Source organism: Dictyobacter arantiisoli, from assembly GCF_008326305.1.
GTDB classification, from domain to species: Bacteria; Chloroflexota; Ktedonobacteria; order Ktedonobacterales; family Ktedonobacteraceae; genus Dictyobacter; species Dictyobacter arantiisoli.
This window is the reverse complement of the sequence record NZ_BIXY01000068.1, coordinates 1-23,708: the sequence shown is the minus strand read 5'-3', so window position 1 is coordinate 23,708 and position 23,708 is coordinate 1. Positions and strand designations below refer to the sequence as shown.

Annotated in this window: 19 protein-coding genes and 1 tRNA gene; 4 read left to right on the top strand and 16 right to left on the bottom strand. The window is 46.4% G+C overall.

What is annotated here, in order from left to right; all coding sequences use genetic code 11:
• Positions 1–145: 145 nt before the first annotated feature.
• A tRNA-OTHER gene (locus F1593_RS19575) sits at positions 146–231 on the bottom strand.
• Positions 232–379: 148 nt separating this feature from the next.
• On the opposite strand from F1593_RS19575, the gene F1593_RS19570 reads away from it, so the two are divergent.
• Complete coding sequence (locus F1593_RS19570; RefSeq protein WP_149403254.1) at positions 380–1,171, top strand: ISAs1 family transposase; 792 nt, start codon at positions 380–382, stop codon at positions 1,169–1,171.
• Positions 1,135–1,566, top strand: a complete 432-nt coding sequence (locus F1593_RS29900; RefSeq protein ID WP_371873889.1) for an ISAs1 family transposase — start codon at positions 1,135–1,137, stop codon at positions 1,564–1,566. Before F1593_RS19570 ends, F1593_RS29900 begins: the two co-directional genes overlap by 37 nt.
• A gap of 29 nt (positions 1,567–1,595) precedes the next feature.
• Here F1593_RS29900 and F1593_RS19560 read toward each other — a convergent pair whose 3' ends face one another.
• The 9 genes from F1593_RS19560 to F1593_RS19520 all read right to left on the bottom strand — a co-directional run bounded on the left by F1593_RS19560 (position 1,596) and on the right by F1593_RS19520 (position 12,624).
• A complete protein-coding gene (locus tag F1593_RS19560; RefSeq protein WP_149403252.1) occupies positions 1,596–2,363 on the bottom strand; it encodes a response regulator transcription factor in 768 nt (255 codons plus the stop codon).
• Positions 2,364–3,059: 696 nt separating this feature from the next.
• A complete protein-coding gene (locus tag F1593_RS19555; protein ID WP_216368925.1) occupies positions 3,060–3,851 on the bottom strand; it encodes a carbon-nitrogen hydrolase family protein in 792 nt (263 codons plus the stop codon).
• 83 nt (positions 3,852–3,934) lie between these two features.
• A complete protein-coding gene (locus F1593_RS19550) occupies positions 3,935–5,089 on the bottom strand; it encodes a nitric oxide synthase oxygenase (protein ID WP_235932636.1) in 1,155 nt (384 codons plus the stop codon).
• A 70-nt stretch (positions 5,090–5,159) separates the two neighbouring features.
• A complete protein-coding gene (locus tag F1593_RS19545) occupies positions 5,160–5,768 on the bottom strand; it encodes an SET domain-containing protein (protein ID WP_149403250.1) in 609 nt (202 codons plus the stop codon).
• A 79-nt stretch (positions 5,769–5,847) separates the two neighbouring features.
• Positions 5,848–7,152, bottom strand: a complete 1,305-nt coding sequence (locus tag F1593_RS19540) for a cupin domain-containing protein (RefSeq protein ID WP_172632264.1) — start codon at positions 7,150–7,152, stop codon at positions 5,848–5,850.
• A gap of 397 nt (positions 7,153–7,549) precedes the next feature.
• Complete coding sequence (locus F1593_RS19535) at positions 7,550–8,281, bottom strand: class I SAM-dependent methyltransferase (protein ID WP_149403248.1); 732 nt, start codon at positions 8,279–8,281, stop codon at positions 7,550–7,552.
• Between the two features lie 23 nt (positions 8,282–8,304).
• The gene (locus F1593_RS19530; protein WP_149403247.1) at positions 8,305–9,600 is read right to left on the bottom strand and encodes a preATP grasp domain-containing protein; all 1,296 of its coding nucleotides are present in this window, start codon (positions 9,598–9,600) and stop codon (positions 8,305–8,307) included.
• A 100-nt stretch (positions 9,601–9,700) separates the two neighbouring features.
• A complete protein-coding gene (locus F1593_RS19525) occupies positions 9,701–10,795 on the bottom strand; it encodes a lysine-2,3-aminomutase-like protein (protein WP_149403246.1) in 1,095 nt (364 codons plus the stop codon).
• Positions 10,795–12,624 (bottom strand): hypothetical protein, encoded by a 1,830-nt coding sequence (locus F1593_RS19520; protein WP_149403245.1) that lies wholly within the window; start codon positions 12,622–12,624, stop codon positions 10,795–10,797. Before F1593_RS19520 ends, F1593_RS19525 begins: the two co-directional genes overlap by 1 nt.
• Positions 12,625–13,233: 609 nt before the next feature.
• Here F1593_RS19520 and F1593_RS19515 point away from each other — a divergent pair.
• Positions 13,234–15,570, top strand: coding sequence for a hypothetical protein (locus F1593_RS19515; RefSeq protein WP_149403244.1), 2,337 nt, complete (start codon positions 13,234–13,236; stop codon positions 15,568–15,570).
• Between the two features lie 692 nt (positions 15,571–16,262).
• On the opposite strand, the gene F1593_RS29400 is transcribed toward F1593_RS19515, so the two are convergent.
• The 3 genes from F1593_RS29400 to F1593_RS29390 are packed head-to-tail and all read right to left on the bottom strand — an operon-like array spanning position 16,263 to position 17,573.
• The gene (locus tag F1593_RS29400) at positions 16,263–16,898 is read right to left on the bottom strand and encodes a hypothetical protein (protein ID WP_149403243.1); all 636 of its coding nucleotides are present in this window, start codon (positions 16,896–16,898) and stop codon (positions 16,263–16,265) included.
• Between the two features lie 24 nt (positions 16,899–16,922).
• Positions 16,923–17,408: a transposase gene (locus tag F1593_RS29395; RefSeq protein WP_149403242.1), complete on the bottom strand. Its 486-nt coding sequence runs from the start codon at positions 17,406–17,408 to the stop codon at positions 16,923–16,925.
• A 6-nt stretch (positions 17,409–17,414) separates the two neighbouring features.
• Entirely contained in the window at positions 17,415–17,573 is a 159-nt protein-coding gene (locus tag F1593_RS29390) for a hypothetical protein (protein WP_235932635.1), read from the bottom strand.
• Positions 17,574–17,759: 186 nt separating this feature from the next.
• On the opposite strand from F1593_RS29390, the gene F1593_RS19500 reads away from it, so the two are divergent.
• A complete protein-coding gene (locus F1593_RS19500; protein WP_172632263.1) occupies positions 17,760–19,037 on the top strand; it encodes an MFS transporter in 1,278 nt (425 codons plus the stop codon).
• Positions 19,038–19,208: 171 nt separating this feature from the next.
• Here the strand turns inward: F1593_RS19500 and F1593_RS19495 are convergent, their stop codons facing one another.
• The 3 genes from F1593_RS19495 to F1593_RS19485 form a co-directional block, all read right to left on the bottom strand.
• Complete coding sequence (locus tag F1593_RS19495; RefSeq protein WP_149403240.1) at positions 19,209–19,925, bottom strand: IS6 family transposase; 717 nt, start codon at positions 19,923–19,925, stop codon at positions 19,209–19,211.
• A 262-nt stretch (positions 19,926–20,187) separates the two neighbouring features.
• The gene (locus tag F1593_RS19490; RefSeq protein WP_149403239.1) at positions 20,188–21,339 is read right to left on the bottom strand and encodes a hypothetical protein; all 1,152 of its coding nucleotides are present in this window, start codon (positions 21,337–21,339) and stop codon (positions 20,188–20,190) included.
• Between the two features lie 224 nt (positions 21,340–21,563).
• Positions 21,564–22,871, bottom strand: a complete 1,308-nt coding sequence (locus F1593_RS19485) for a hypothetical protein (RefSeq protein WP_149403238.1) — start codon at positions 22,869–22,871, stop codon at positions 21,564–21,566.
• Positions 22,872–23,708 lie beyond the last annotated feature (837 nt).

Here is a 23,708-nt window from a genome sequence, read left to right as displayed (position 1 = left end):
AAGTATCATCCTGTTTTGTTGAGAATGATCTGCATCAAGAGGTATATGAATAAGAATGATGAATACATCATTTCTAAAGTAGTTGCTGGCGGATTGTATGTATGTGGTTTCCTCTGGACGCATGAAGTATAGTCCTAAAAATGGGTGGTACCGGGGGAAGGAATCGAACCTTCAAGAGCATCTGCTCACCTTCCATACTGGCTGGCGCGTTTTCCATTCCGCCACCCCGGCTACCTTTAGGATAGATTAAAAAGCGAAAATAATCAATACTCCTGGGGTAGTATATTCAGGGTCTGAAAATTATTGCTGAGACGAGAGACTCCCAAAGCTGATAAGATGGAAACATCACATTTCATCCCAGTATAAAGGAGTCTCTGTCATGAATTGTACCGCAATTTCCCAACCGTTATCGTCATTGACTGCTGAGCAACGTGAGCAATTATGCAAAGATTGTGCACTTTTGAGTCTCTCACAAGCTTTTGCTCATCTTCCTGATCCCCGTTCGTCTCATGGTTTACGCTACGACCTCCCGTTTTTGCTCACCTGTCTGGTCGCCGCATTGCTCTGCAATTGCAACCATAGCGAAGCAGTTGGACAATGGTGTCAGGGTCAACGCCCCCTTCTGCAACGCGTGTTTAGTCAAAGACGTTTTCTCAGCCCAACGGGAGCACTCTATCGCTGGCTGCTTCCTCAACTCTCGATACAGGCACTGGAAAATCTGCTTTCCTGTTGGGTTCGTGCCACGCTACACCCTGCCTCACCGTCCCCCATCGCGTTGGATGGCAAAGTGGTTCGCGGAGCCAAAACGGCTGACCAAACCGCCCCCAACCTCCTCTCCTTTCGCACGCATGATGAGCAAGAGACGCTGTTGCAGGTCCGTGTGCAAGACAAAACCAATGAAATCCCTGTCGCTCAAGCCATGCTTCCACTCATCGTCCAGCCCGAACGCATCTACACTGCTGATGCCTTACACACGCAAGTGAAATGGATGCAGGTTGTTCATGAATGCCAGGATTTTACTGTTTTAACCGTCAAAGAAAATCAGCCCACGCTTTTCCTCGATTTGCAAACGTATTTTGCTGATCCGATGCTCACTGCACCGAGGATGAAACCTGGGATCGTCGTCGCGGACGTATTGAACACCGCAGCATCCGCGTCAGTTCCGAGATGAATGCGTACTTACACACCACGTGGCCACACATTCGTCAGGTGGCTCAAGTGACTCGTGTCGTTACCAGCAAGAAAGGCACAACTACCGAAGTCGTGTATCTCATTACCAATCTTTCTCCTGCCCACGCTTCCCCTCTACGACTGCTCACCATCGTGCGGGGGCATTGGTCTATTGAGAACGGCTCTCACTACGTTCGCGATGTCACATTCGGTGAGGATCGTTCTCGCCTTCGTTCGGGAGTCGCTCCTCAGGTTTTGGCGACGTTGCGCAATCTGGCGATCACGTTGATCCATCGAACTGGTACAACGCACATTGCTGAAACGCGAAGAACGTTCTCCCATGATCCTGCCCTGGCCCTCGACCTTTTGTTTCGTTTTTGGTTTTCCCAGCAATAATTTTCAGACCCTGGGTAGTATATTATAGCTTAATTTATTTCGCTATAATATCTACAAATGTCTTTGGGTTGTGAATGTTTCTCAATAGGAGAGAAGAGGCCTTCTACATACGCAATCATGACAGCCTCTTGCTGAGAGTGGACCTTTAATTTTTTATAAATATTGTTCTTATGTTTTTTCACTGTTTTATTGCTAATACAGAGTCTGTTAGCAATGGATTCTTGATCATGCCCATGGCAGATAAGATGTAATATTTCTTTTTCGCGCTCGGTCAAAACTGTGTCTTGATTGGATTGCAGGTACATCTCCGATTTTTTGATTTGCAAGAGTGCGGACTGCTCGAGGGTATTTAAGAGAAGGCTACAGATCTGCGCCAGTACACTTACCATAACCAGAGAAAGCTCAGAGGCGTCTGGATAGGATACTTCTGGCGAGACGAGGAGTGCTCCATACGTAAAACCATGAAATTGTAATGGAAAGCAGAACGAAGAAGCTTCAATGGGACAATTTCCTGTATTACGTATCTTCATGGGTAGGAGCATCATCTTGACAGAGCCATGAGTCACGTTGGTAATGGCAGTGGCAATGGTTGCGATATCGGTATCTATGTGATAACTAAAATGCTGGCTCAGGCTCAGGAGGTGGTCAAAAATACCGAGCTGATCGTGTTCAAAGAATGATGAATGTTCTTTTTGTCCGATACTTTCAAATCCCTTATGAAACACCAAATTAATTTGAAGTTCTTTCCCCTTCTCACCATGATTTCTATTGACGATGGTCGGTTTATCTGCAATCATTGATACAATCCTCTCAACAAAATAATTGAAGTCAGCAATGCTCTGGCATACTGCCTCTGTCTAAAAGCTTGTATTAGCAACAACCTGTAATACTCTCTCTCGCTTATTGTCGTTTGAATCAATTAACTTCGTTTTTCTGACTCATAAATTTTTCGCTCGCTCGCTATAAAAGAGCGAGTGGAGCCAGCTAAAGCCGTAGAGCAGTGAAATGGTCCTGACCCGTAACTTTTCCAAGCAGCATTTGACCATTTTTCTCGAAGCAATCCATAGCCGGACAAAAGGAAAACACATACTTTCTGACGCATAACCATTCATGCAGTCCAATGAAGTTGTTTCTGGAGCAACTTCAAAAGGTATCATTTCCGACCCATATATTTTCGCATCGATGCGAAAAAAGCCGTTTGGAGCGATCAGAACACCCAGAAAACTCTCGGCTTGCTGTCTGGAAAAGAATTGTGTCAGAGAACATCAAAAGTGTGCTCCTTTTGCTTCTTAACTATTCAGGTACACGAAAATTTATGGCTCAAAATGCGAAAAGAATTGGAACTTACGCAGGTTCGCTGATAGTTGGTGGAATCTCTTCGGTTGAGAATGCACCGATCGACGCCAGAAGCGAAGACTCCTTTTTCATATCAGCCCATGATCAGCTAGAATCAGCGAACCTGCGTAAGAACCAAGAATTGATTCAAATGACACTTATTCCTCTCTCGTTTTCGACTTTGTGAAAAATATATAACGGGGATAGCTAGTTTTTGCCTGCTCAGAGATCTGTAGATCAATTTCAACCGAAATACAGGGTTGTTCTGGTGAGGTAAGGCAGATGATATTACCATCCGGGTCAATAACCCAACCACCACCGCTAAATACTCCGTCTAGACTTACTCTATTCGAAGAGGCGCAGAAGGCACCGGAGACAATGGCCGCAGCACGCCCTCCGACTAGCCATTTATCTAGGGTACTACGTTCTGTTGTGCGTGGGACAACGAGCAGATGGGCTCCCTCAGCCCCATATGCTCTTGCTTTGTCCAATGCCCATAGTTCAGTGCACAGGAGCATTCCTAGACAGAGATCGTGATATCTCTGGACAGTAAAATCTTCGTTGCCCCTCTCATACCAGGACGCCTCCCAAACACCTTCTTCATTGGGTAGATAGTATTTGTCATGTATTGACCGGTAGCCGTCCTGGCTGCCCCAGCTAAAGCCAGCGTTTAAACGTTTCCCATCACGATTGAGGGGATGACTGCTCAAAACAGTGGCAGGTGCGAGCGCTGATAAAGATGTCAGAGCGCATTCATGTGCTATGACGCTGGCCTGCCAGCGTGATGCCTCGAACTGTGCCGTTGTTCCCAGCCAGGGAGAGAAAGGCATTTCTGGAAGGACAACAAGCTGGCTTTGTTCGTGCTGGACATGTTCAATCAGATGTTGCCAGTCTTTTGCAAACACATCTGGTTCATTGTGGAGCTCGCAGACAGTTATTTTGATGCGCAAGCGTTTTCCTCCTCGAATGGATATGTATTGATCTGGAGAACCTGTCCGTTAAACCATTTTTTTCTGCGGAGCAAAGCAATTGTTTATCCACCGATTGGTAGTGCATATTCCTCCCATGTATTGGATTGATAAAACCAATTGGGCTTCAGTTGAATGCTTTCATAGTTTCGGTGGTAGACCGGAGTTGTTGATCCTGACATGGGTGGTACTATCCATTTCCAATCGGCATGGACCTGACGACCTGCTTTTTTTTCTTGTTCTTCATGGAGCACAAATTGTCGAGTGGCTGTGTGATGGTCAATCATAGTAACTTTTTTCTGTGTATAAGAATAGAGCAAGGCCCTGTTTAATTCCACCAGGGCTTGATCTTTCCACAGTGAGCGATCGGAATTGGTATTCAGCCCCATTTTTGCAGCAATCTTTGGTAAAAAATTGTAGCGGTTCACATCTCCAAAGTTCCGTGCTCCAATTTCTGTGACAAGGTACCAGCCACTAAAAGGTGCAGCTGTATAGCGAATACCGCCGATCTCCAGACACATATTCGAGATTGCAGGGAAGGCATACCACTTGAGATCGAGATCAGCGAACCACTGATATTCTGGATGGATAATGGGAACCTCAAGGACAATATCGGGCGGTAAATTAAAGAGCTGGGGTTTTTGACCGGGTAGTTGAAGAATCAATGGAAGAATATCAAATGCGGTTCTTTGCGTTTTCTCCGGCTTCCATCCAAGTTCCAGAGCAAAGCGGGTAAAGTTGACCTCCGCAGGATCACCTAGAATGGTGCCATCGGCGTTTTGATAGCCTGCATAGCGGATGAGTTGAGTGTTCCATATGCGGATGCCGGGTTTGCCGAGTTCTTGAGGGGCAAAGAGTGTAATGAAGGGTTTGATCTTTCCTCCATTGGTACTGAGTTCGATATGCTCGATCAATGCTTGAAAGATATCGTCACTGTGAGAAAGATGGCGTAGATCTCTGACTTCCAGACTATTCCAGTGAAGCCTGCCAATACAACGAATTGCATGTTTCCATGCCAATTTTGTTCCGACTGAAACTTCGTTGTACGTTTGATCGTAGGTTCCTGATCGCCGAATTTCTTCCTGAATATGTTCTAATCGTAGTTCGATATCTTTTATTGGGAGACCAAGCTCTTGCTGATATTGAAGATAATACTCAGCTACATCTTCAAAAGATATATAATCATAATTCTGAGGTAAAAAGAGATGTCGATCACTCAAGGTCCGTTCCCTCTCTAACATCTAGATGTACAAGAAGATGCTACTTTCTTCTCCGCAAGATTGTTCATCCTTACCTGTAAAAAGATGGTCTCCGAATACTTACATCAGCTTTACATACAAATCCTTCTGCTGCTGTCCATATTTGACGATAGGATGAGCTCGCTTGCATGAGGATGGTATGTAGCGGTTGTTCTACGGTTCTGATCAATGGAAGAATGGGTTCTAACTTATTGGCCCATTGACGTTGTACCTCGGAATTGTATCCGTCGGTGGAACGAAATGTGCCGATGCAATGGGGAGTGTTACAGTGGCATGTGAGTGTCCAGGGAGGGTCGCTACTGAATGTACGATAATCGCATGTCACCTCTTCTCCTGCCTGTATATTTCGTATAGCTACACAAAAATCTAAACCGAAATCGAGTGTGGTTGCTTCACAGGAGTGATTCATCTGATATGCATTATGACACGGAAGCAATGTTTTGCCATTGTCGAGCGTATAACCGTAGGTATCGAGCCATTGCGCTTGCTCAGTGGACATATTTTTTAGCTCTTGCTCTGACCAGACACGACATTCCGGGCAAGGGAGCCAGACGACACATCCTTGAGGAATATCGCGGGTTGCTATCAACCCATGACCATCGATCGCGCTTGGTTTTACAATGACTGTTGGCAATAACATGGCAATCCTCACTCTTCACAGTTTTGAGCTATACGCCAGATCTCAAAAAAACAATGATCACTCGGATGTATCGTAGCCCCTATTCGACGGAGATAGCATAGGCACGGTACAGAAAAGTGATAATTTGATGAAGTTCCGTAGATGCTCTGGCTGTCTGCATTGGACTATATTGTGCCAGTGCGTTGCTGATCGTGATGGTTGCGCCCGTATTCAAGAAATCGAGCAACTGGGCCAGATGGATCTCGGTGTTGATGGTGGCACAATGCCCATTGGCTGCATAGAGAAATGTCTGCGGATCGAGCTGAGTGTAGAGAATTGGTCTGGGTGAAACGTAATGGATACTCTCTGCCTCAGTGAACACTTTCTCTGGGAGCAACTCCAGGGTTTTTGATAAGCTCAGATTTGAGGCTCTTTTGAGCCAGCGTTCTAGCAACGCTTGCTGAAGGAGTCTGGTGCTGGTGAGTTCTTTGATGATGGCGAAGGGTTGGTGCAGACTGGCAGGGAGAGCACTCTCAAGGGAGGTATTGGTACTTGTTGGAAATGGATACGCTGGAGCAATGTTGCTGGAGCCAATGTGTTGTTCAACCAGTTGTTGAACCGTTTGGAGTACCTCCTGATAGGGACGACCGTGCATATAGATTGCCAGTGTGATCGCCATACTTAGTTCTGGTGTCTCTCCAACATGCCAATATTTGGAGGGCCAGTATAAGATATCACCAGCTTTTCCTCGGAGCGCTTTGGAACCATGACGAGTATCGTTCAGGCTGACATCTTCCAAAAAGTATTCTTCCTCATGGCTAGTTGGATCATGTTGCAAGTTCACTGATAATGTTTCAGTATTCCAGGTACTTTCAGGCCAGGTATGCATTGTCTTGTCGCCATCGATTACCCATTGGAAGTTAGTACACTCTTCTTTATGAATGCCACCGGGCGTATAGGTGTAGCGGCCTAAGAACAACTCTAATTCGGCATGACCGGCTGGAATCCCTGTATGTTGAAATAAATGACTCAGAAAATCTTGAGCGCGATGATAGAGCTTGGCATTATAGCGCTCAAAACCGGTGATAAACAGGATAAAGCTTTCTGCATTGAGCTCGCGTTGTAAACGTTGCTCATATCCTTTGGGAGACCCGTCCTCAGTATGTGGAAGATATTGTGGCAGATCCTGTAAGATCTGTTTGCCATTCACATATAATTTGAGATAGACCCCCTCCTCCTGAGCGCAGTATTTTTCACATGCCAGTATGACCGTCTGAAAGATATCGTCAGCGCTTGACAGGACAGTATCGTGTAAAACGACAGGTTCTTTTTGCCAATATTGACTAACAAAGGTATCCCAATCTTGAAATCCTTCGGACGATTTTGCTGTAGTAAAATTTTCCATATGTACACTATCCTTCTTTGTCGTCTTTGGGTACATACAATCAGTAGTAGTAATGATGATCTCTCTTTAACAAAGTGTTTGATTCCCATCACCATCGGGATCTTACTGTTTGACCGGTTGGTAGGCGCTTGCGCGCCTGCGCCCTTTTTAGTGTGTGGTGCAAGAAAGGTGCACAGCACCTTTCTTCCACCACACACTAAAACCCTTTTGAGCACCGCAGGTGCGAAAACGAATGCGCAGAGATCGTGGAGAGCATGGGAATCAAACACTCTCTAAGCTCGACTTTGTACATTTTTAGGCTTTTGAGCCTGAGAAAAAGGGCGAGTGCGACGTATTTTCGAGCTCACATTTTCAAATTGTACAAAGTCGAGCTTAGAGCGACACTGGGTGTGGAGTGTTATTTATATCCGCCGTAGAGCGTGTGACCTGCGATTGCCCAGAATACGTCGATATCTTTAAATCCGGCCTCCTGGAGCCATTGTAATTGTTCGAAAATCTTTGAGGGCATATCGATAGGATCATCTAAGTAGTTATAATAATTCCACTCTTCTGACAGAAACTTTTCGTATGCCTGGAGATTGCCTGTCAGTTCTAGAGATCGACGTCGCACTTCTCTATCCCAGGCATTTGCCATTTGTCGACGACCAGGTTCACTGGTTGGAGCCACCAGGTCAGCAATAATCAATCCTCCATGTGGCTGTAATTTATCGAAGAGTGCATGAAAGAGGTTTTTTTTGCCTGCTCCATCCAAATGATGAATAACAAGACAACTGATGATATAGCGGATATCCTGTAATTGAGAGAGCCACTCTGACTCTTCCAGCTTAAAGAGGTGGAACTCGACGCGATCTTTAAATGCAGAGAGCCGTTCCTGGGACTGTTGTAACATCAAGTTTGAGCCATCCAGAGCGATGGCACGAGCATGAGGAAAATGCTGGAGCAGGGTTTCTGTCAGCCAACCTTGCCCACAGCCCAACTCTACAAAAGTAAAAGCCTCGTCTTTTTGGGCGGGGGTAAGATCGATGAACATCTGCCGCAAGCTTTCGCGCCATGGTGTAAAGGCTTCACCCAGATCGATGAAAATCTCTGAACTGGATTCTTTCCAATGTTCTTGTTCTATATTGCTCATATTGCTGTCTATCCTTTGCTGATTTAAAGAAGATTGCGTAGTATATCTTCTATTTGTAATGCACGTTCAACGTTGTGGGCGAAAAGGATGTAGCGGAACTTCCCATCGGTCAGAGTTCCATCGGCAGTGATAATCACACCCTCCTGCTTTTCTGGACGAAAAGCAATCTGGGCCTGCTCCATTTTCTCAAACAGCGTTGCAAATGAGGTATTGTTGGTGCGGATGCTTTCCGCCAGGGTCCAGTAATGAGTTAGATAATCTTCTCCCAGCAGTCTGGTGAGAATGATATGCATATGGGTGCCGCCCGTTGTGCGCAGATTGGTCTCTGTAACGATCCAGTTACCTACTTCGTTGGCAACCCCATCGACATCAAATACTCCACGATATCCAGCCTGATAGAGATACTTCCCAAAGGAGAATGCTGCATTGGTAATAGCTGTATGAAGCGAGGCTGGTAGGTCTAACGGGGGGATAGACATGCCAACCCAGGAGTTATTCAAACATCTTTGATCGCATGGGTATAACAGGTGTGGGCCATCGTTGGCAACAGCCAGTTCGATGCTGGGTGCCCAGCGTTGGGCCAGAAAATCTTCTACGATATAGGGAACAGATAACATTTCGCTGGCAAAATGTTGTATCTGGCTATTCACATCCGGATCATTTCTATCGATAACGGTATGTCCATACCCATTGGAGCCGCGATCCCGTTTGATAATAATTTTCGTGCTTGATTTAAGGTGATCAGTGGCAACCTGTATAAATGTCTGTGGAGATGTGACGACGTGTCCACGCGCCACATGTGCGCCAAGCTCGACCATCGTGTTGCGAAAGTGACTTTTACGGTTCATCTGATAGATGATATTTTCCACAATCGCTTTTTTCTGTATATCTTCAGCATACAGGCCGCCATACAATGAGATGGGAATATGTAATTCCTGTGCCAGTGCCATAGCATAATTATCGAGGAGAAAGGGGTAGTATTCTATTCCGGGCCGGCTTTGTATGAGTTGTCTTAATTCTTGCATCAGGGTTTGATCAGCAAGAATGTTTTCAGTCAGAAAATAAGATAGGCGTTGAGCGGGCGTCAAACAGACGATATTGTCCGGGTTTAAACCAAGCGTCTGGCATGCATACTGCTTCATATGCGCGGGAACGGCAACCGATGTAATCAGTATATCGCCTTCGCGCATGGTCCAGACCTTACGTGGCATGCCAGCTTCCATGCGCTGGACATAATCATCGTCAGGTTGGTCCATGACAGCATCAGAAACGACATTTCCAATGATTAAGCGCGGTTGTGTCCCCAGTAATTTTAACATGCTTCTCTACCTTTTCATGCGATTTTTAGGAGATCTGTTTCTAGTACTCTGTCAAAGTTGATTGGAAAAGAGAAAAATTCGTATGAACTTTGACAAACTACTAGATATGTGTGGTGGCTGCATTACTGGTTGTTAATGGATAGGAATGGGTATCGCCATAGATATCTTCTACGATCCATTCATGCTCATTGCGTGTCAGATAGGGTGCATTAATTGGTACTTTCCCGTATCCACCAGGGATATCCAGTACATAGGTCGGTTGACAAATGCCCGAGACCCGTCCGCGTAACGCCTTCATTATTTTTTGACCTGCCTCGATGGTGGTACGGAAATGTCCTGTGCCGCGAGCAAGGTCCCCATGATGGAGATAATAGGGCTTAATACGTATCTCGACCAACTTGCGCAATAGTGCCTCCAGCACCTCGGGTGAGTCATTGGTATCTTTGAGTAAGACACATTGATTTAGCAGTGGGACACCGTGGTCGACCAGCGTATCGCAAGCATCTTCTACCAGAGGGGTAATCTCTTGTGCATGATTAATATGTGTTACCACATAGACGGGTTTGCGTGGTTTGCCTCTACCTCGCAAGATCAGGGCCAGGTTTTCCGTGATACGTGAGGGAAGGACTACTGGAACACGAGTATGGAAACGAATGATTTTGACGTGCTCAATGGCTCTCAGCCGGTCTAATAATTCTTCGAGTCTACTATCAGCTAATGTTAAGGGGTCGCCGCCAGTAAAAATAACTTCCCATATCTGCTTATTCTGCTCAATATACTCCATGGCCTTTGCAATGTCCTCGCGGCTTAGCGTCTCTTCTGGATGGCCAACGGCATATCTGCGAAAGCAAAAACGGCAATAGACGGCGCAGGTATGGGTAGGTTTAAAGAGGACGCGATCAGGATAGCGATGTGTGATACCACGAACAGGAGTATAAGAAATATCGCCGATAGGATCCAGGCGCTCTTCATCGGTAATATGCAGTTCATCCTCGGTAGGTACGACAGTGCGCCAGACCGGGTCGCTTTCATCGTTCCTCTTGATGGCTTGCATATAGATTAAGGGAATTTTTGTGGCAAACTGCTGGCGGATCGTATCCACTTTCGTGATCTGATCCGCAGCAATCAATCCATGCTCTGCCAGTTCTGTTCCGCTTTGGAGTGCATCCTGTAACTCTTTATTCCAGGTTTTCATTATTTTTGGACCCCTTCTGTTTCCGCAAAATAGTTACGAACCATTTGAGTTTGTATAGCTTCTTTCCATTGCAGTGTTTCATACCATTCTTTGGTATAGGCAGTGATGACAGGAGTTGTGATTCCATATCCTTCTATGCATTGCTGTAGCGTTTTCCAAAATGCGTCCATGATATTAGCGTGGCATGCTGCTATCTGAAGTTCACGGCGGTCAAATGCAGGGCCTTCAATACGTACTAACCGAATATCATAGCAACCACGGTAGGGGTGTTCAAAAGCCATAAATGGTGTTTTCCATAATGGTGCTCCAGGAACGCGTATGGAGTACCGTACCCTGGCACCAGAATGTCCTCCATGCCGCAGATCAGACCATTCTGCAATATCCGGCATCCTTGGAGGGAAGTAGTAATGGCGATTGAGAGGAATCTCTTCGCGTGAATAATTTCCTACAATAAAGTGCCATCGATTAAATTCCATCCGTAATGCTGAAGAGTAAAGAATGCGATGGACATGTTCCATTGGCAACTGATCAACCAAATGGGGGTGTGGAAGGACACAGCAGTAAAACTCTTGTTTAGAGAGTGAGAGTGCTCCTGAAATTCTCTGCTCAGAACTCCCTTGAAGACGATGGGGGATGCGAAAACTGCTCGACATTCCGTAGTCTGCATCGGCCTCTCTCACCGCGGAAAAGACGATCGCTTCAATGATCCGATGAATATAGTCAGATGATCCAGTGGCGCGAAAATGGTGGAAGGCATCTCTTGTAAGAGTTTCCACTGACTGGAGAGGCTCGTTTTCTAAGGTGGTTCCTAACTCATTGCTGAGCAGAACGAGTGTATCTGGTAATGCCGTTACTGCATGTGCTATTTTATCGGGGGGGAAAAGATATTCTTTTTTGACAAATGTCAGCCCGTTAATTCGTCGAAATCGCATCCACCCCGATGTATCGACATTCTCTGCACGCTGCCCGACATTCTCTGCTAACATCAGCAGTGGCATTTTCAAGAGATCTTCGGTTATCTCTTGTTCGGTGATCTGACTGTAGATATGGTATTTTTGTATAAGCCAGCGACGTAGCTCCAGGAGAGAGAGTTGTCGGCCATTAAATTCTTCAAAACGGATCGAGCGACCAGTCAAGAAAAGGCAATGAAAACCGATGACAAATATTTTTTCTGCTTGTGTCCACTGGTCTAGTGGATACTCCAGGAGCTTCCGAAAAATACCATCTGATTTGTTGTTCAGTGTCGTTCCACCTGCATCTGAACGTGCAAAGACGGTCTGTCCAATATAGACATAGACGCTTTCTACATGTTCGACCCAATCCATCAGTTGCTCGACTTTATTCCTCAATATGCCGCTGGTTTCCCAGGCTTGCAAAAGTGTCTGGGCTTCTTTTTGTTCTTTGTTTTCCATCACCTCCAGCGGTAAACATTCATTGTCCAAGGAATCCAGTATGGCTTGAATGATAGTGAGTCCGCCGATAATGATGGTGTTTTCTTCTATGATTGCTTCTGGACGCTTGAGGAGTGTGACTTTTCCAAACTGAGAATGAGTTACAAGCACATTGCAAAGAGCATAATGAGGATCATCTGTCTGGTATAGCCTGATATCCTCTCTTCCTATCAACATCATAACCATATTTGCCTGGTAATGAGTAAGGCTTGCCAGGCCATGATGAAACGGTAGTCTCCCGTTGAATGTAATGAGTCGTACCAATCCTATGTAGGCAGGCCCGCGATACAATACCTGGGGATCTCGTGCCTCATCCATTACACAGGAAAAAACATCTTTGATATGTGGAGGCGAAATTCCCTTTTTTGTTGTGGACATAGTTCCAACCTTTCTTACCGGGAAAGTTATGTATGAAAAGCTGCACTTTTCGTGAAGGAAAGGATTTATGCTTATGCATGCATAATAGAAAGATTTCATTTTGCACAAAATGAATTGCTACTGGTCGGGTGTCCATATGTTTTTTAGTGCCTGACTATTACTTTATGCAGGTCTAATGTAAAGTATAAGCATATCTACATGTTTGTCAACAGCGTGATAGGAAAGGATTAGTTGCTAATGATTCTCTTTCCAGCTACCAGATAGTAATAGAGGCAGCGATAACACGCAATTTTAAGCTAGAAGAAGGTTTATGGCTAGTAGGGATTGAGAAGATAGAACTGAATGTGAAGGCCATTTGCGATACTCATAATAATATAAATGTTGGCCGAAAATAAAAATGAAATGAGTTGAAATCGTTACTGAACTAGGAGCTTATATGAAATTATTTATAACGGAAACTGTGTAAGATATGGTTTATGAGGAAAGTACTCCTCAAGGTGTATGGACAAGCTTTTCTGATTGGTTTATTCTAAAGTTATATTGTGTTCAAATGCTAGAGCGATTGATACAAAGGGTTGGAGTTGTTCATCCCTAAGAGAAAGTACGGCTATGTCTTTTAATGCCTCTCATTTCCAGGTCACGCTTACCCATTCCAGACACCAGTATCAAGCCATGGTTGCTTCTGCCCTTTCATCCCAATTCCAATCATATCCTTTATTGGTTAGCTCTTCTCCCACACCACTGACCCTCCTGCAGTCCCTTGGTATAGAGATAACCCATGCTCAATCGCAGCATTATGTGAGCGATCATGACCTCTGGCAATTATACAGCCAACGTTTAGAAGGTCACTCCCCTATTCCACAGAGACAGGAGATCTATCGATTGATTGATTGGTATAGAAGCACTCTTCCAGAGATAAACCATGTGGTCGTTACATTGGATGATGAGTCTTTTGCCGCAGCCGTTCTCTATGCCTCTTATCACAGATTACCCCTTTTACATATCAGCCAGATAGATATGATCAAAAACGGAGTAGACCTGCTGGCCGCTAAATATTTGACGCTAATTGCACCTTCTAATCGATTTTCTAATGAGGCATTACAACGTTTGTATAATCACCTTGGACAGACACAAATACAGAAAACTGCCTGGCAACAGATTGCCTTGGGATTACTTACTGGGAGAGATCTTTGTAGTGTGAGTTGGTCTGTCCTTAAAGCCACGTTATTTCCCGCTCTTCTCCCCGCGCAACAATCTGTTCTTACTTTGAACACCAGTAAAGAGACCCAATCAACATCACTCAAGCTATTTGGTCACAATACCTCTTTTGCAGATGCTCTACCAGCGATCAGCCAGGGTGATCGGGCTACGATGCCTGATCTCTTGCTTATTGAATCGCATGGTGGTGAACATTATGTACATTTTAATTCTGGTGTTCTTTGTGGAATGGCACCAGAAGAGAGCCGAAGCTCCTCTGATGCTGTGTCGCTCCTTCAACCATCTTGTGCTTGTGGTCAGGGCTGCTTTAAAGCGGAAGTGTTTCCAGCGTATCGTATTACTGCCAAACATATCTTTGCGAATACGTGCAATAGCTTACAACTCTCGCCTACTATCTATCCCAGCCACTATTCTATCGGGCTTAATATGATTGAAAGTATTGCTCTGACCTATGTGGGAACAGCGCTCCTCAATGATGGACAAAGCTATGAGGTGTATCTATATGCAGCGGCGTTACGCTCGGGGATGACCGTTGGTGAAGCAGTCTGTTTGCTCAATAATCTGCCCAAGCACTATTTTCCGACGAGCTATACGTATTTGTTAGCTGGAAATCCTCGGTCGTATGCTCTGCAAAAGACACCAAGCGTGTATACCGCGGAGGTTCAACAAGAAGCGGATCAGCGCTGGCATGTCATGGTTGAGGTTGAGATCACAGCACTGATTCTTGTTGAAATCCCCAACTTTTATGAAGGAGATGGGGCGACATTATTCTGTCAGTTGCACCCTCTTCATGAAAAAAAGGTACAGACACCAAATCCATTGTATTTTACATTTGTCTTCTCTGAAGGGAAGACCTTGCTGTATTTATATCCTGCTGAAGGAAATATTGGAGCAGGAATATATCACTTCACTATCTATGCACTTGCGACTGATATACAAATGCGGGTGCATAGAGCATTGCAGACGTATCAAAGATTCATCTCGACCCATCTTTTTTCAGAGCAAATGTTTAAAAATCGGATACGTCAACTAGAGCAGGCGAGTACAAAATTAGGCAAGCAGCTGTCGCGTATCACGTTGCATGGAGAGACCATAGTACAATCAATCCCTGCTATCGAACACACACTCATCGCTTTAGAACAGCAATTAGAGCAAGCCGATCAAGAGATGTTACTCTCATTGATACAGACCAATGGAAATAAGCTCTATCCTTATCAAAATAAGGTGTTAGAGAGCTTTGTCCCCTCTGTTGTGAAAGGGAGACTACCATGTATCTGTGGAAATGACATGTCGTTACAAACTATGCGGCATATTGTTTTTGATTATACGTTGCTTGGAGGCTTCTGTCCGCGTTGTGGTGTTATCTATCATGGACCGGATAATGGTATTTCTACGCTCTGGCACCATATCTCACTCCCTGTTGATGGGCAGGAATGGATAGCAGATATTCTGTTGCAGAATACAACTTCATATACAGTAAGAGGATATGCTGGTATCGTCTTGCTTCTTCATAATTTACCAAAAGTTCATGGTGAAGTGCATTATGACCCACAGCAGATCGTTATGGAGTTGGCACCAGGGGAAAGAAAGATACAACGATTTCGCTTGCATACCCAGGGGTTGATCGCATTGGATTATGAGCTCTTTGGATATTTTGTCTCGGATCTGACTATTTATTGTCTCCATCGGGAAATTTTTCTGGCATCTTCAGAGTTTCGTCAGGAATAGAACTGCTAGAGAGCTCAAGGTGTACAGTGTTTGTCAATTATTGTCGTTTGACTCATTTCTCCGCCGAAACTGATTTTTATGTGTCAAAAAGTCAAATGGCATACAATACATGCTCGCTCTATGGCTTTTGCATCCGCCCGTCGGCAGCGTGACAAGTCAGAGAACGTTGGAAAATGTCCTGGAATATGGCTTACTGACACATAAGTTCGTCTAAATTGGCACTCAAACTGATTTTTGTCAGAAATCCAACTGCATCTGTGCTCAGACTTTTCGAGGCGGGTTTATGAGCCAATTTAGGTTTTCGACAATGATATGGGTCAGGAAAAACAATATGCACTCATCAGTTCAAGCTCAATTTTTGGCAATGATATGGTTCATGCCCACTCTTGGTGCATATAGGTTGCTTGCTCCTCAAGAGGGGAGAAAGATGTGGGAAAGCTTTTTACCGAAAAAGCCCGAGAGGCTTCTTATGAAAAAAACTTCTCATTACAAAACATGCAAAATACTATTAAAATAGAAAATATGTAATAATATAGTGAATGATATATGATATGATATGCATTAGAATTGGTGAATACATGGTAATTATGACAATTATAATGATTGAAGTTTAGATAAACAGGACCTAACCGAACTTGTCAAACACGTTCAGTGAGAAAGGGAAATTGTTGAAAATGCGTGGTCAAACGGCACTATCCGGTTGGTTTTTTGGCTGTGTCTTTTCCTTTTGCCACCACCTCATAGCGTTGAGCAGGCTGGGGATGAAATTCCATCGCACGACCAGGCGATTTTCCGCGCTTTTGGCACGGACGGGTCGGTGTTCCAACCTGCCGCAAAATCGTGCTCATCACGCGGCGCACTTGTCGTGGGGTGAGCATCGTGCGCCGTCTTTCCCACGGCCGGTAACAGACCAAGCCCAGATCACGAGCCAAGCGCAATTGATTCATCGTGATACTGACCACTTGGCTCCAGCGCTCGAATTGTTCTGGCGTGCGAACATGCACATGGGTCCAGAACAAATCTTGTTTGAGATAGCGATAGCCATGCTCATGGGAGAAACGATGGCTGTAGATGGGCGCGATCTGCGACAAAGGCACGTGCTCATCCAAGAGGACAAACCAACTGTCGCGTGGATCACGCTTGCTGTCAGGCGCCGCTTCTCTTCGCACATGGACCACACTCACCTCGATCTCACGAGCCGTTTTGAAATGCAGCTGGGTCCAGCGACGAACCGTCACCGGCTTGCCGGTTGGCAAGGTCCCACTCCACTGGTGGGCAACGCCATCCAACGTCTCTTCCCGCTTGGGTTGCAGCAACGCTCCATCCAAGGGAGGGCGTCCTTTTTTCTTCGTTTAGTTCCCAGACCGCCGATACAAACGGCGATTGCTCTTGAGGCGAATGAGGACCTGAATGCCCAAGTGCTGACACGCGCGCAGAAACGCGCTGGTGGCATACCAGCGATCCGCCAGGAGGATCGCCGGTCGTTGCAGCAAAGGAATCAGCGCTTGCAACTGAGCAATGGCAACCTCAATCGCCGTCTGTGCGGTGGGAATGCGTTGTTGATCCAAAATGCCGACCCAACTGCTGGCTGCTTCTGGCAGCAGCATCATTGTCGAGAATTGCCAACCTACACTGATTGGTTTGGCAGCTCGTGGCAAATTGGATACGTGAATGATGCCACGAGCTTGGCTGGTATGAGCATCAGGGCGGGCAATACTGGTAGCATTGACGCTGATCCAGAGCGGCTCTGCCGCAGGAAGATCAGCCAGCAACGTCTTGACCCAAATCTGTTGCAAGGCTTCGGTCTGAATGCGGCCGTGGTCCAAGGCTTGGTACAAACTGGGTCATTGTCGTTCAAAGTGAGGCGACAGCGAGAGCTCCGGCAAGCTGCGGGCACGATCTTCACACAGCAAGGTATCGCACAGATTGAACAAGACATCGGCTCCTCGTTCAAAGCTGTCATAAATGTGCTGACGGATTTGCTTCAATGTGGTAAAGTTCACGGTGTAATGTCCTTTTTTGTTTTGGATTTGATACAAGAACATTACACGTTTTGGCAACCTTTGGCAACAGAGGCTGCCTTTTTTTGCTCGTTTATCTAAACTTCAATAATGAGAAGCCGCTTGGTATATGTAGGAGAGAGAAGATACTGGTGTTTGATCGTTTGTAATCATTACAAGGAGCCATACGTGAACGCAACTTGGTCAAAATGGGGAAATTTTGCACGTGCTTTACAGTCTCGTACATTTGCACTTTTGTGGCTAGGACAGGTTTTTTCTGCCATTGGTGATGGTGCTTACAATACCGTTCTGGCTTGGCAAGTGCTGATTACTACTGGCTCTGGAACCGCTATGGGCATTGTTATCATTGCTGCCAATCTGCCGATGCTGCTATTGACACTGATTGGTGGAGTCGTTGCCGATCGATTTCCTCGGCGCACTATTATTCTCGTAACCGATCTGATACGTGCATTAGCACTGATGCTTATTGTGTTTCTGGGGACGGTACATTGGTTATTGTTCTGGCATCTGGTCGTGTTATCTTTGATTTTAGGTGCGGCGAAAGGTTTTTTCTACCCAGCATACCAATCACTGCCACCTGATTTTGTAAGTAAAGATGCTCTGCCATCTGCGAATGCGCTTGTGAGCTTAAGTCGACAGACTAGTGATTTGATAGGTCCACTCGTTGGTGCTGCATGCGTTGCCCTAGTGGGAACTCTTGCTGGTTTTGCGCTGGATGGAGTGACTTTTATTATCTCATCTGCATGTGTACTGCTGACATTTGTGTTGTCGCAAGATGCTCTGACAGGTAGTCGACGATTGTCACCATCTCAAAATACGGGCTTTCTCAAACACTTTGCGCATGAGATCGTAGAAGGGATACAGTATGTTGTACAGGTAAAGTGGCTAGGGATATCTATTCTTGTGGCCTCATTGGCAAATATTGCCTTCGAGGGTTCTATAGTTGTTGCCTTACCCAAACTTATTCATGATGTATATCATTCCAGTGTATGGATCCTTGGCTCAGTCACGGTTACTGGCTCTGTTGGTGTTGCCTGTGCTACTGTATTGAGTGGTTATATCCAGCATTTACGACGCCGGGGTATTTTGGCCTATGGAGCGGTGGTGATATGTGGTATTGCTCTTGCCTGTTTCGGTCTGCCTTTTTCGCTGAGGATTGGATCGATAGTAGTTATTGTGTGCAATGGGATTGTTGGTGCTTGCCTGGGCTTTTTTACAGTTATCTGGCTGACGCTCTTACAAGAATTGGTTCCCGAAGATAAATTAGGGCGCATTAATAGTATTGACCTTCTTGGTTCTCTTGGTTTAGCGTCACTGGGATATGGAATAGCAGGTATTGTAGTTGATCGCGTTGGCCCAGCCCAGGTCTTTCTGGTCTCTGGTTTGCTCGTTTTCCTACTGGCTGCAAGTGCTCTTATTTTTCGTAGTATTCGTAATTTACAATAAAATATTAAGCTCTGTCTCAAAGCTGAAAAAACTCAAAATCCTACCGAGGAAGAAAGAGCCAGAGAAGAGGCTGGAGGATATTGTCAACTTGTTCGTAGGAATGGGGATAATTGCTGAGTTAGAAAGGGGAAACAGGTTGCAGAGCAGTGAGAGGTATGGGATAGCGAGCAGTTAGCTGACCAGTTTTACTCCGGTGACCTCATTCCAGGTCTGGAAGCGGGTCTGTAAAATGGCACGGTATTCCCTGGCACCCAGACGGTGTCGTCGCGGTTGGAAATGTTGAGAGATCGGGCCAAAGGCAGAGAGAAAGCGTTGTACCTGCTTTGCCGATTTAAACCGCCGCATTTTCTTCTCTCGCAGTCTCGTGGGTTGATGCGAATTTTCCACTCGATTGTTCAATCGCTTGTGCTGTCGATGTTCCACTCCAGGCAAGATTTCGCGTTTCGCTGCCCCATAACTCCTGAGCTTATCAGTAATAATCACTCGCGGGACGTATTGCAGCCCTTTGAGGAGTTTGCGGAAAAATCGCTTGGCTGCCTTTGTGTTGCGTCGGCTTTGCACCAGGATGCCGAGCACGTTGCCATCTTGATCCACAGCTCGCCAGAGGACCTGTTTTTTGCCACGAATGGTGAGCACGACCTCATCCATATGCCAGATGTCGCCACAGCGAGGACGGCGATGGCGCAGTTCGTTGGCATACGATTGACCAAATGTAAGGCACCATTGACGCACCGTTTCGTAGGTGACGACGATCCCTCGTTGTGCGAGAAGCTCTTCGACATCGCGAAAACTGAGCGAGAAGCGAAAATACAGCCAGACAGCGTGACTGATAATCTCGAGTGGGAAGCGGTAGCCTTTATAATCGGGAGCAATGGAGTTTGTTTTCATGAAGCTATTCTAACATATTGTTCAGCCAGGTTGCCAACTTGACAATACCGTTGCAGGCGTTCCCGCGGCCCTTGCTCTCAGCTAATCAGGAGGGACCAACGCTCAAGAAACCTGTTCTATGATGGATGGTATTTCTCTCTCTGAGCCGATCATGAGGGCCAGGGGCCTCTGTCTGCTTCCGCCAACCCCTTGTGATCTCCTTTTCTCTCTTCATCGCCCGCTTCGCCCGTTTGCTTATATCTCGTTGCGCATCCTGTGGGCATTAGGCGATCTCATGCCCAAGATAGTGTGCAATATCAAGGACGTTCGCTCCAACAGCAATTGGTGTGCCAGGTTGGGTCACTGTTTCAATCTGCATGCCGGATGTGGAACCGAAAGTTATAGTATTGGTGACAATGCTGCTACTGTTCGGAATGAAAAAGGGCCACAGGCCGCTTGAGGTGTTACTCAGAATCGTCTGCTGATCAATTCCCGCGTAGGTTGCATTGGATGTGACGATAATGTGCATTCCATCCATCACTAAGAGCGATGCAATCAATTGATGCATGCTGCCCGTTGGGGCAAAGACATCGTTCCAATTCGGATGCGCATTCGCAGGCCATGGCGGAGTAAATATGTTGCTGTAGGCATTATTCAGTAAAGAAGAATTATACCAGGTGCCAGGTATCGAGCGCCATATCGTATATGCTTTAGCATGGACCGTCACTGTAACCTTGCTGCGAGCGAACTGTTGACTCAAAGGGGAGGTGCTACCACATCCGGTCCACAGGCCGTAAATGCCTGTGTCTACCCCCCCTGTCCAGGTATCGGAGACATCACTGTTGCTCGTGCTACTGTCAAACGAGAATTGCACACTCGACGATTGCTGCAGTATCTGTAATAGTTGTGTGAAACTGCCATCGAAGTCAACCGGTCGTGCGTTCGATCCTTCATATAGTGCAAGCGAGTGTTGTGCGTCCTCGATGAGTGCCCTCTGCGTGAGATCAGCGGTTCCCACCTGCGCGGCTGCTGGGGCGAGTTGTATTGCCCAGTCATGGAACACTGCAGGGATCTGATCTGGGGTGGGAGAAGGCTGTAGCTGGCTTACGTATCTTGTCCATTGCTGGTAGGCATCGACACCAATATCCTGCTTGAAGGAATCTTGCGGGAACTGAAGTTGGCGAATCACGGACGCATAATTGTCAAAGAATTGTTTGCTACGGTACAAATCAGTGTTGAAGGTGAGCGAGGCGGGCGGAATGGTGTTCTCATACGTCCACAAGCCAGCGTTGGTTTGCCGCATGGGAGGTGCGGGCTGAATAATCTGAGCAGTTGTTGGGCTAGCCTGAAGCCCAGCGATGAATCCGTTATACCAGCAGTTCTGCAGGATAGTCATCGGATCAAGGGATTGGCTGAAGGCGTCGATGTCCAGCATTGGATTCTCCTTTGGCGTCTACCTCTACTTACCTACCTATTATTCAGGAGCCTCCAAAGCTTTTTCGGCTCAGATTTTTCTTGACTCGATAATATTGCTATCCCCTGGGAACCACCGTCAATTATCCAATAGCGCAGCGCATGTGATGGGGGAGACATATGGAAGCTAGCACTTATGGGATGGGACCACCATCGGCGCTAACTTCCAGTATCCTCACGTAGAATTTAGCGAGCGCTGGCTACCTTGGCCTGCTTGCTAAAGATGCGCTGACCTTCGACGGCATGGCCGACAAACTGATCAACAGGTATGACGTTGCCGCCTATTACCACAGGCACGCCTGGAGCGCTGTTGATCTGCACTGTCATAGCGCCTTGGCTGTCGAATGTCACAGTTGTAGACGAACCACTGCTGCTACTTGTAGTGTAGAATGGCCACAGACCCGCAGACGAGTTGTTCTGAATCGTTTGCTGATCGGTCGAGCTGTATGTCGCATCGGACTCGATCTGGATGTCCATGGTGTCGAGTACGATCAAGCTCACCATATAACGTGCCATATTCCCCTTGTTCGGGTCAAACGTATTCTGCCAGTTGATCGTCGAGGCAGGATTCCATGGAGCACCGCTCTGATGGCTAAACGCATCACCCATTGCCGAGGAGGTGTACCAGACACCTGGTGAAGCCTGGAACGTTAATACGTGAGCAAAGGATGCCGATATTGTTATGTGGCTGGAGGCAAACTGCTCGCTCAATGTTGATGTGGAACTGCTGCCGCCCCACAAACCGCCGAAACCCGAATCATTGCCTCCCGTCCAGGTATTGGATACGTTTGAGTTCATCTGACTGCTCTGGAAGCTGAACGACAAGGTCGGAGCAGTTGCAAGTTGCTGCACAAGAGCAGTATAGCCAAGGCTCCAGTCAGGCTGCAGCCTATAGTACGGCATGAGTGCGAGACCTGCTGAACTAATAGGATCGAGGAGCATTGCAGACAGGTCAGCTGAGCCGATATTAGCGACTGAAGGATAGTTGATCAATGCCCAGTTAAAGAAGATGTCCGGTAACTGACTCGCTGCAGGTCTCTTTTTGAGGCTTTGCAGGTGCACCAACCACGCATTGTAAGTTGTCGGTCCAATATCGTTCACGAAGTTGTTCGGTGGGGCCTGGAGCGCTGAGATCAATCCCTTGTAGTCACTGAAGAACTGATTGCCGCCGCTAGCGATATAGTTCTGCGTCAGAGAATACGGCGGGATGTTATTGAAGTAGGCCCACAGAGCACTATCTGAGTTATAGGGGAGCGGCGGTGTGGGTTGGAGAATCTGGAAGGTATTGGTAGACAGCCCAAGCCCCTGGCACAGGCCATTATAGAAACCGTTCTGAAGGTCAAGGAAAGATCCCGCAGTGCTCATCGCCTCTTGACCATCCGATCTCAGTGTGTCCTCCTCCATCAGTTCTCGGTTTATTATATCGTGGATTACCGGACCAATGCGATCTCGAATTGTTGACTTGGTTTTGACTTCATTATTTTTGACGGACATTGTCTTCCTCCTTCTCACTCAATAGTCTAACTAAGAGTGATTGGATACTGGTACATTGTTGAACACGGGAATACGCCATTGCTGCTTATCTCCTAACAACCAGCACCTCCAGACTGCTCTTTATCTGAGAAAGACTGCAATGTTGCTACAACCAATTCAAAAAATCCTGTGCCAACAATGACTCGTCAATAATCTTTAAGATTTTTTACTTGTGGATTTTAAGGTACCCCTATATCCGTTTGCATGTAGCTACTATAAATAACCGACGCTTATCATGCATATATTGATACTCATGCGCAGTAAACACATAAACATCATGACTCCTGCTAGAGTGCCGGTCGAGAAATAGAACAGGGCAATCGGCATGCAAAGGGATTGCCCTGGGTGAGAAACGGAAAAAGTCAGGTCAGTTGTAGAATTCGGGAGCTTTTTTGAGTGTTGGCCACAGATTTTCATCGTGTCCAAAGATGGTGAGCGTCACCTCTTCGCGCCTGACGAGTTCGAACAGCTTCCTTGCGCTCTCATGTGCTCCCCCTGGGTCCAGATCGGCGCCATTGTTCTCCAGGTCGTTTTTGTTCTGGTCCAGTCCGAGATTGAAGATGGACAGCTATTACCCCATCTCCGGGTCCTCGTCATTGAGAGGGAAAGGGTGAGATGGAGGCGTTTCTTTGAGCCGTTTTTGTTCTTCTCGTTGGAGTTGTTGGATACTCTTTGGAACTTATCCGAAAACGTGGAAGGAGATGATAGAATCAAGAACAAGGAAAGGAACACGAATCCCCCAAGCAAAGGAGAAACCAAGATGGCCCGAACCAAACCGTGGGAAGTCAGTGACCAATT

Excerpts from the sequence above, each read along its gene's own strand:
- F1593_RS19570 (WP_149403254.1), top strand. The coding sequence starts at position 380 with ATGAATTGTACCGCAATTTCCCAACCGTTATCGTCATTGACTGCTGAG.
- F1593_RS19560 (WP_149403252.1), bottom strand. The coding sequence starts at position 2,363 with ATGATTGCAGATAAACCGACCATCGTCAATAGAAATCATGGTGAGAAG.
- F1593_RS19545 (WP_149403250.1), bottom strand. The coding sequence starts at position 5,768 with ATGTTATTGCCAACAGTCATTGTAAAACCAAGCGCGATCGATGGTCAT.
- F1593_RS19540 (WP_172632264.1), bottom strand. The coding sequence starts at position 7,152 with ATGGAAAATTTTACTACAGCAAAATCGTCCGAAGGATTTCAAGATTGG.
- F1593_RS19535 (WP_149403248.1), bottom strand. The coding sequence starts at position 8,281 with ATGAGCAATATAGAACAAGAACATTGGAAAGAATCCAGTTCAGAGATT.
- F1593_RS19530 (WP_149403247.1), bottom strand. The coding sequence starts at position 9,600 with ATGTTAAAATTACTGGGGACACAACCGCGCTTAATCATTGGAAATGTC.
- F1593_RS19525 (WP_149403246.1), bottom strand. The coding sequence starts at position 10,795 with ATGAAAACCTGGAATAAAGAGTTACAGGATGCACTCCAAAGCGGAACA.
- F1593_RS19520 (WP_149403245.1), bottom strand. The coding sequence starts at position 12,624 with ATGTCCACAACAAAAAAGGGAATTTCGCCTCCACATATCAAAGATGTT.
- F1593_RS19515 (WP_149403244.1), top strand. The coding sequence starts at position 13,234 with ATGTCTTTTAATGCCTCTCATTTCCAGGTCACGCTTACCCATTCCAGA.
- F1593_RS19495 (WP_149403240.1), bottom strand. The coding sequence starts at position 19,925 with ATGAAAACAAACTCCATTGCTCCCGATTATAAAGGCTACCGCTTCCCA.
- F1593_RS19490 (WP_149403239.1), bottom strand. The coding sequence starts at position 21,339 with ATGCTGGACATCGACGCCTTCAGCCAATCCCTTGATCCGATGACTATC.
- F1593_RS19485 (WP_149403238.1), bottom strand. The coding sequence starts at position 22,871 with ATGTCCGTCAAAAATAATGAAGTCAAAACCAAGTCAACAATTCGAGAT.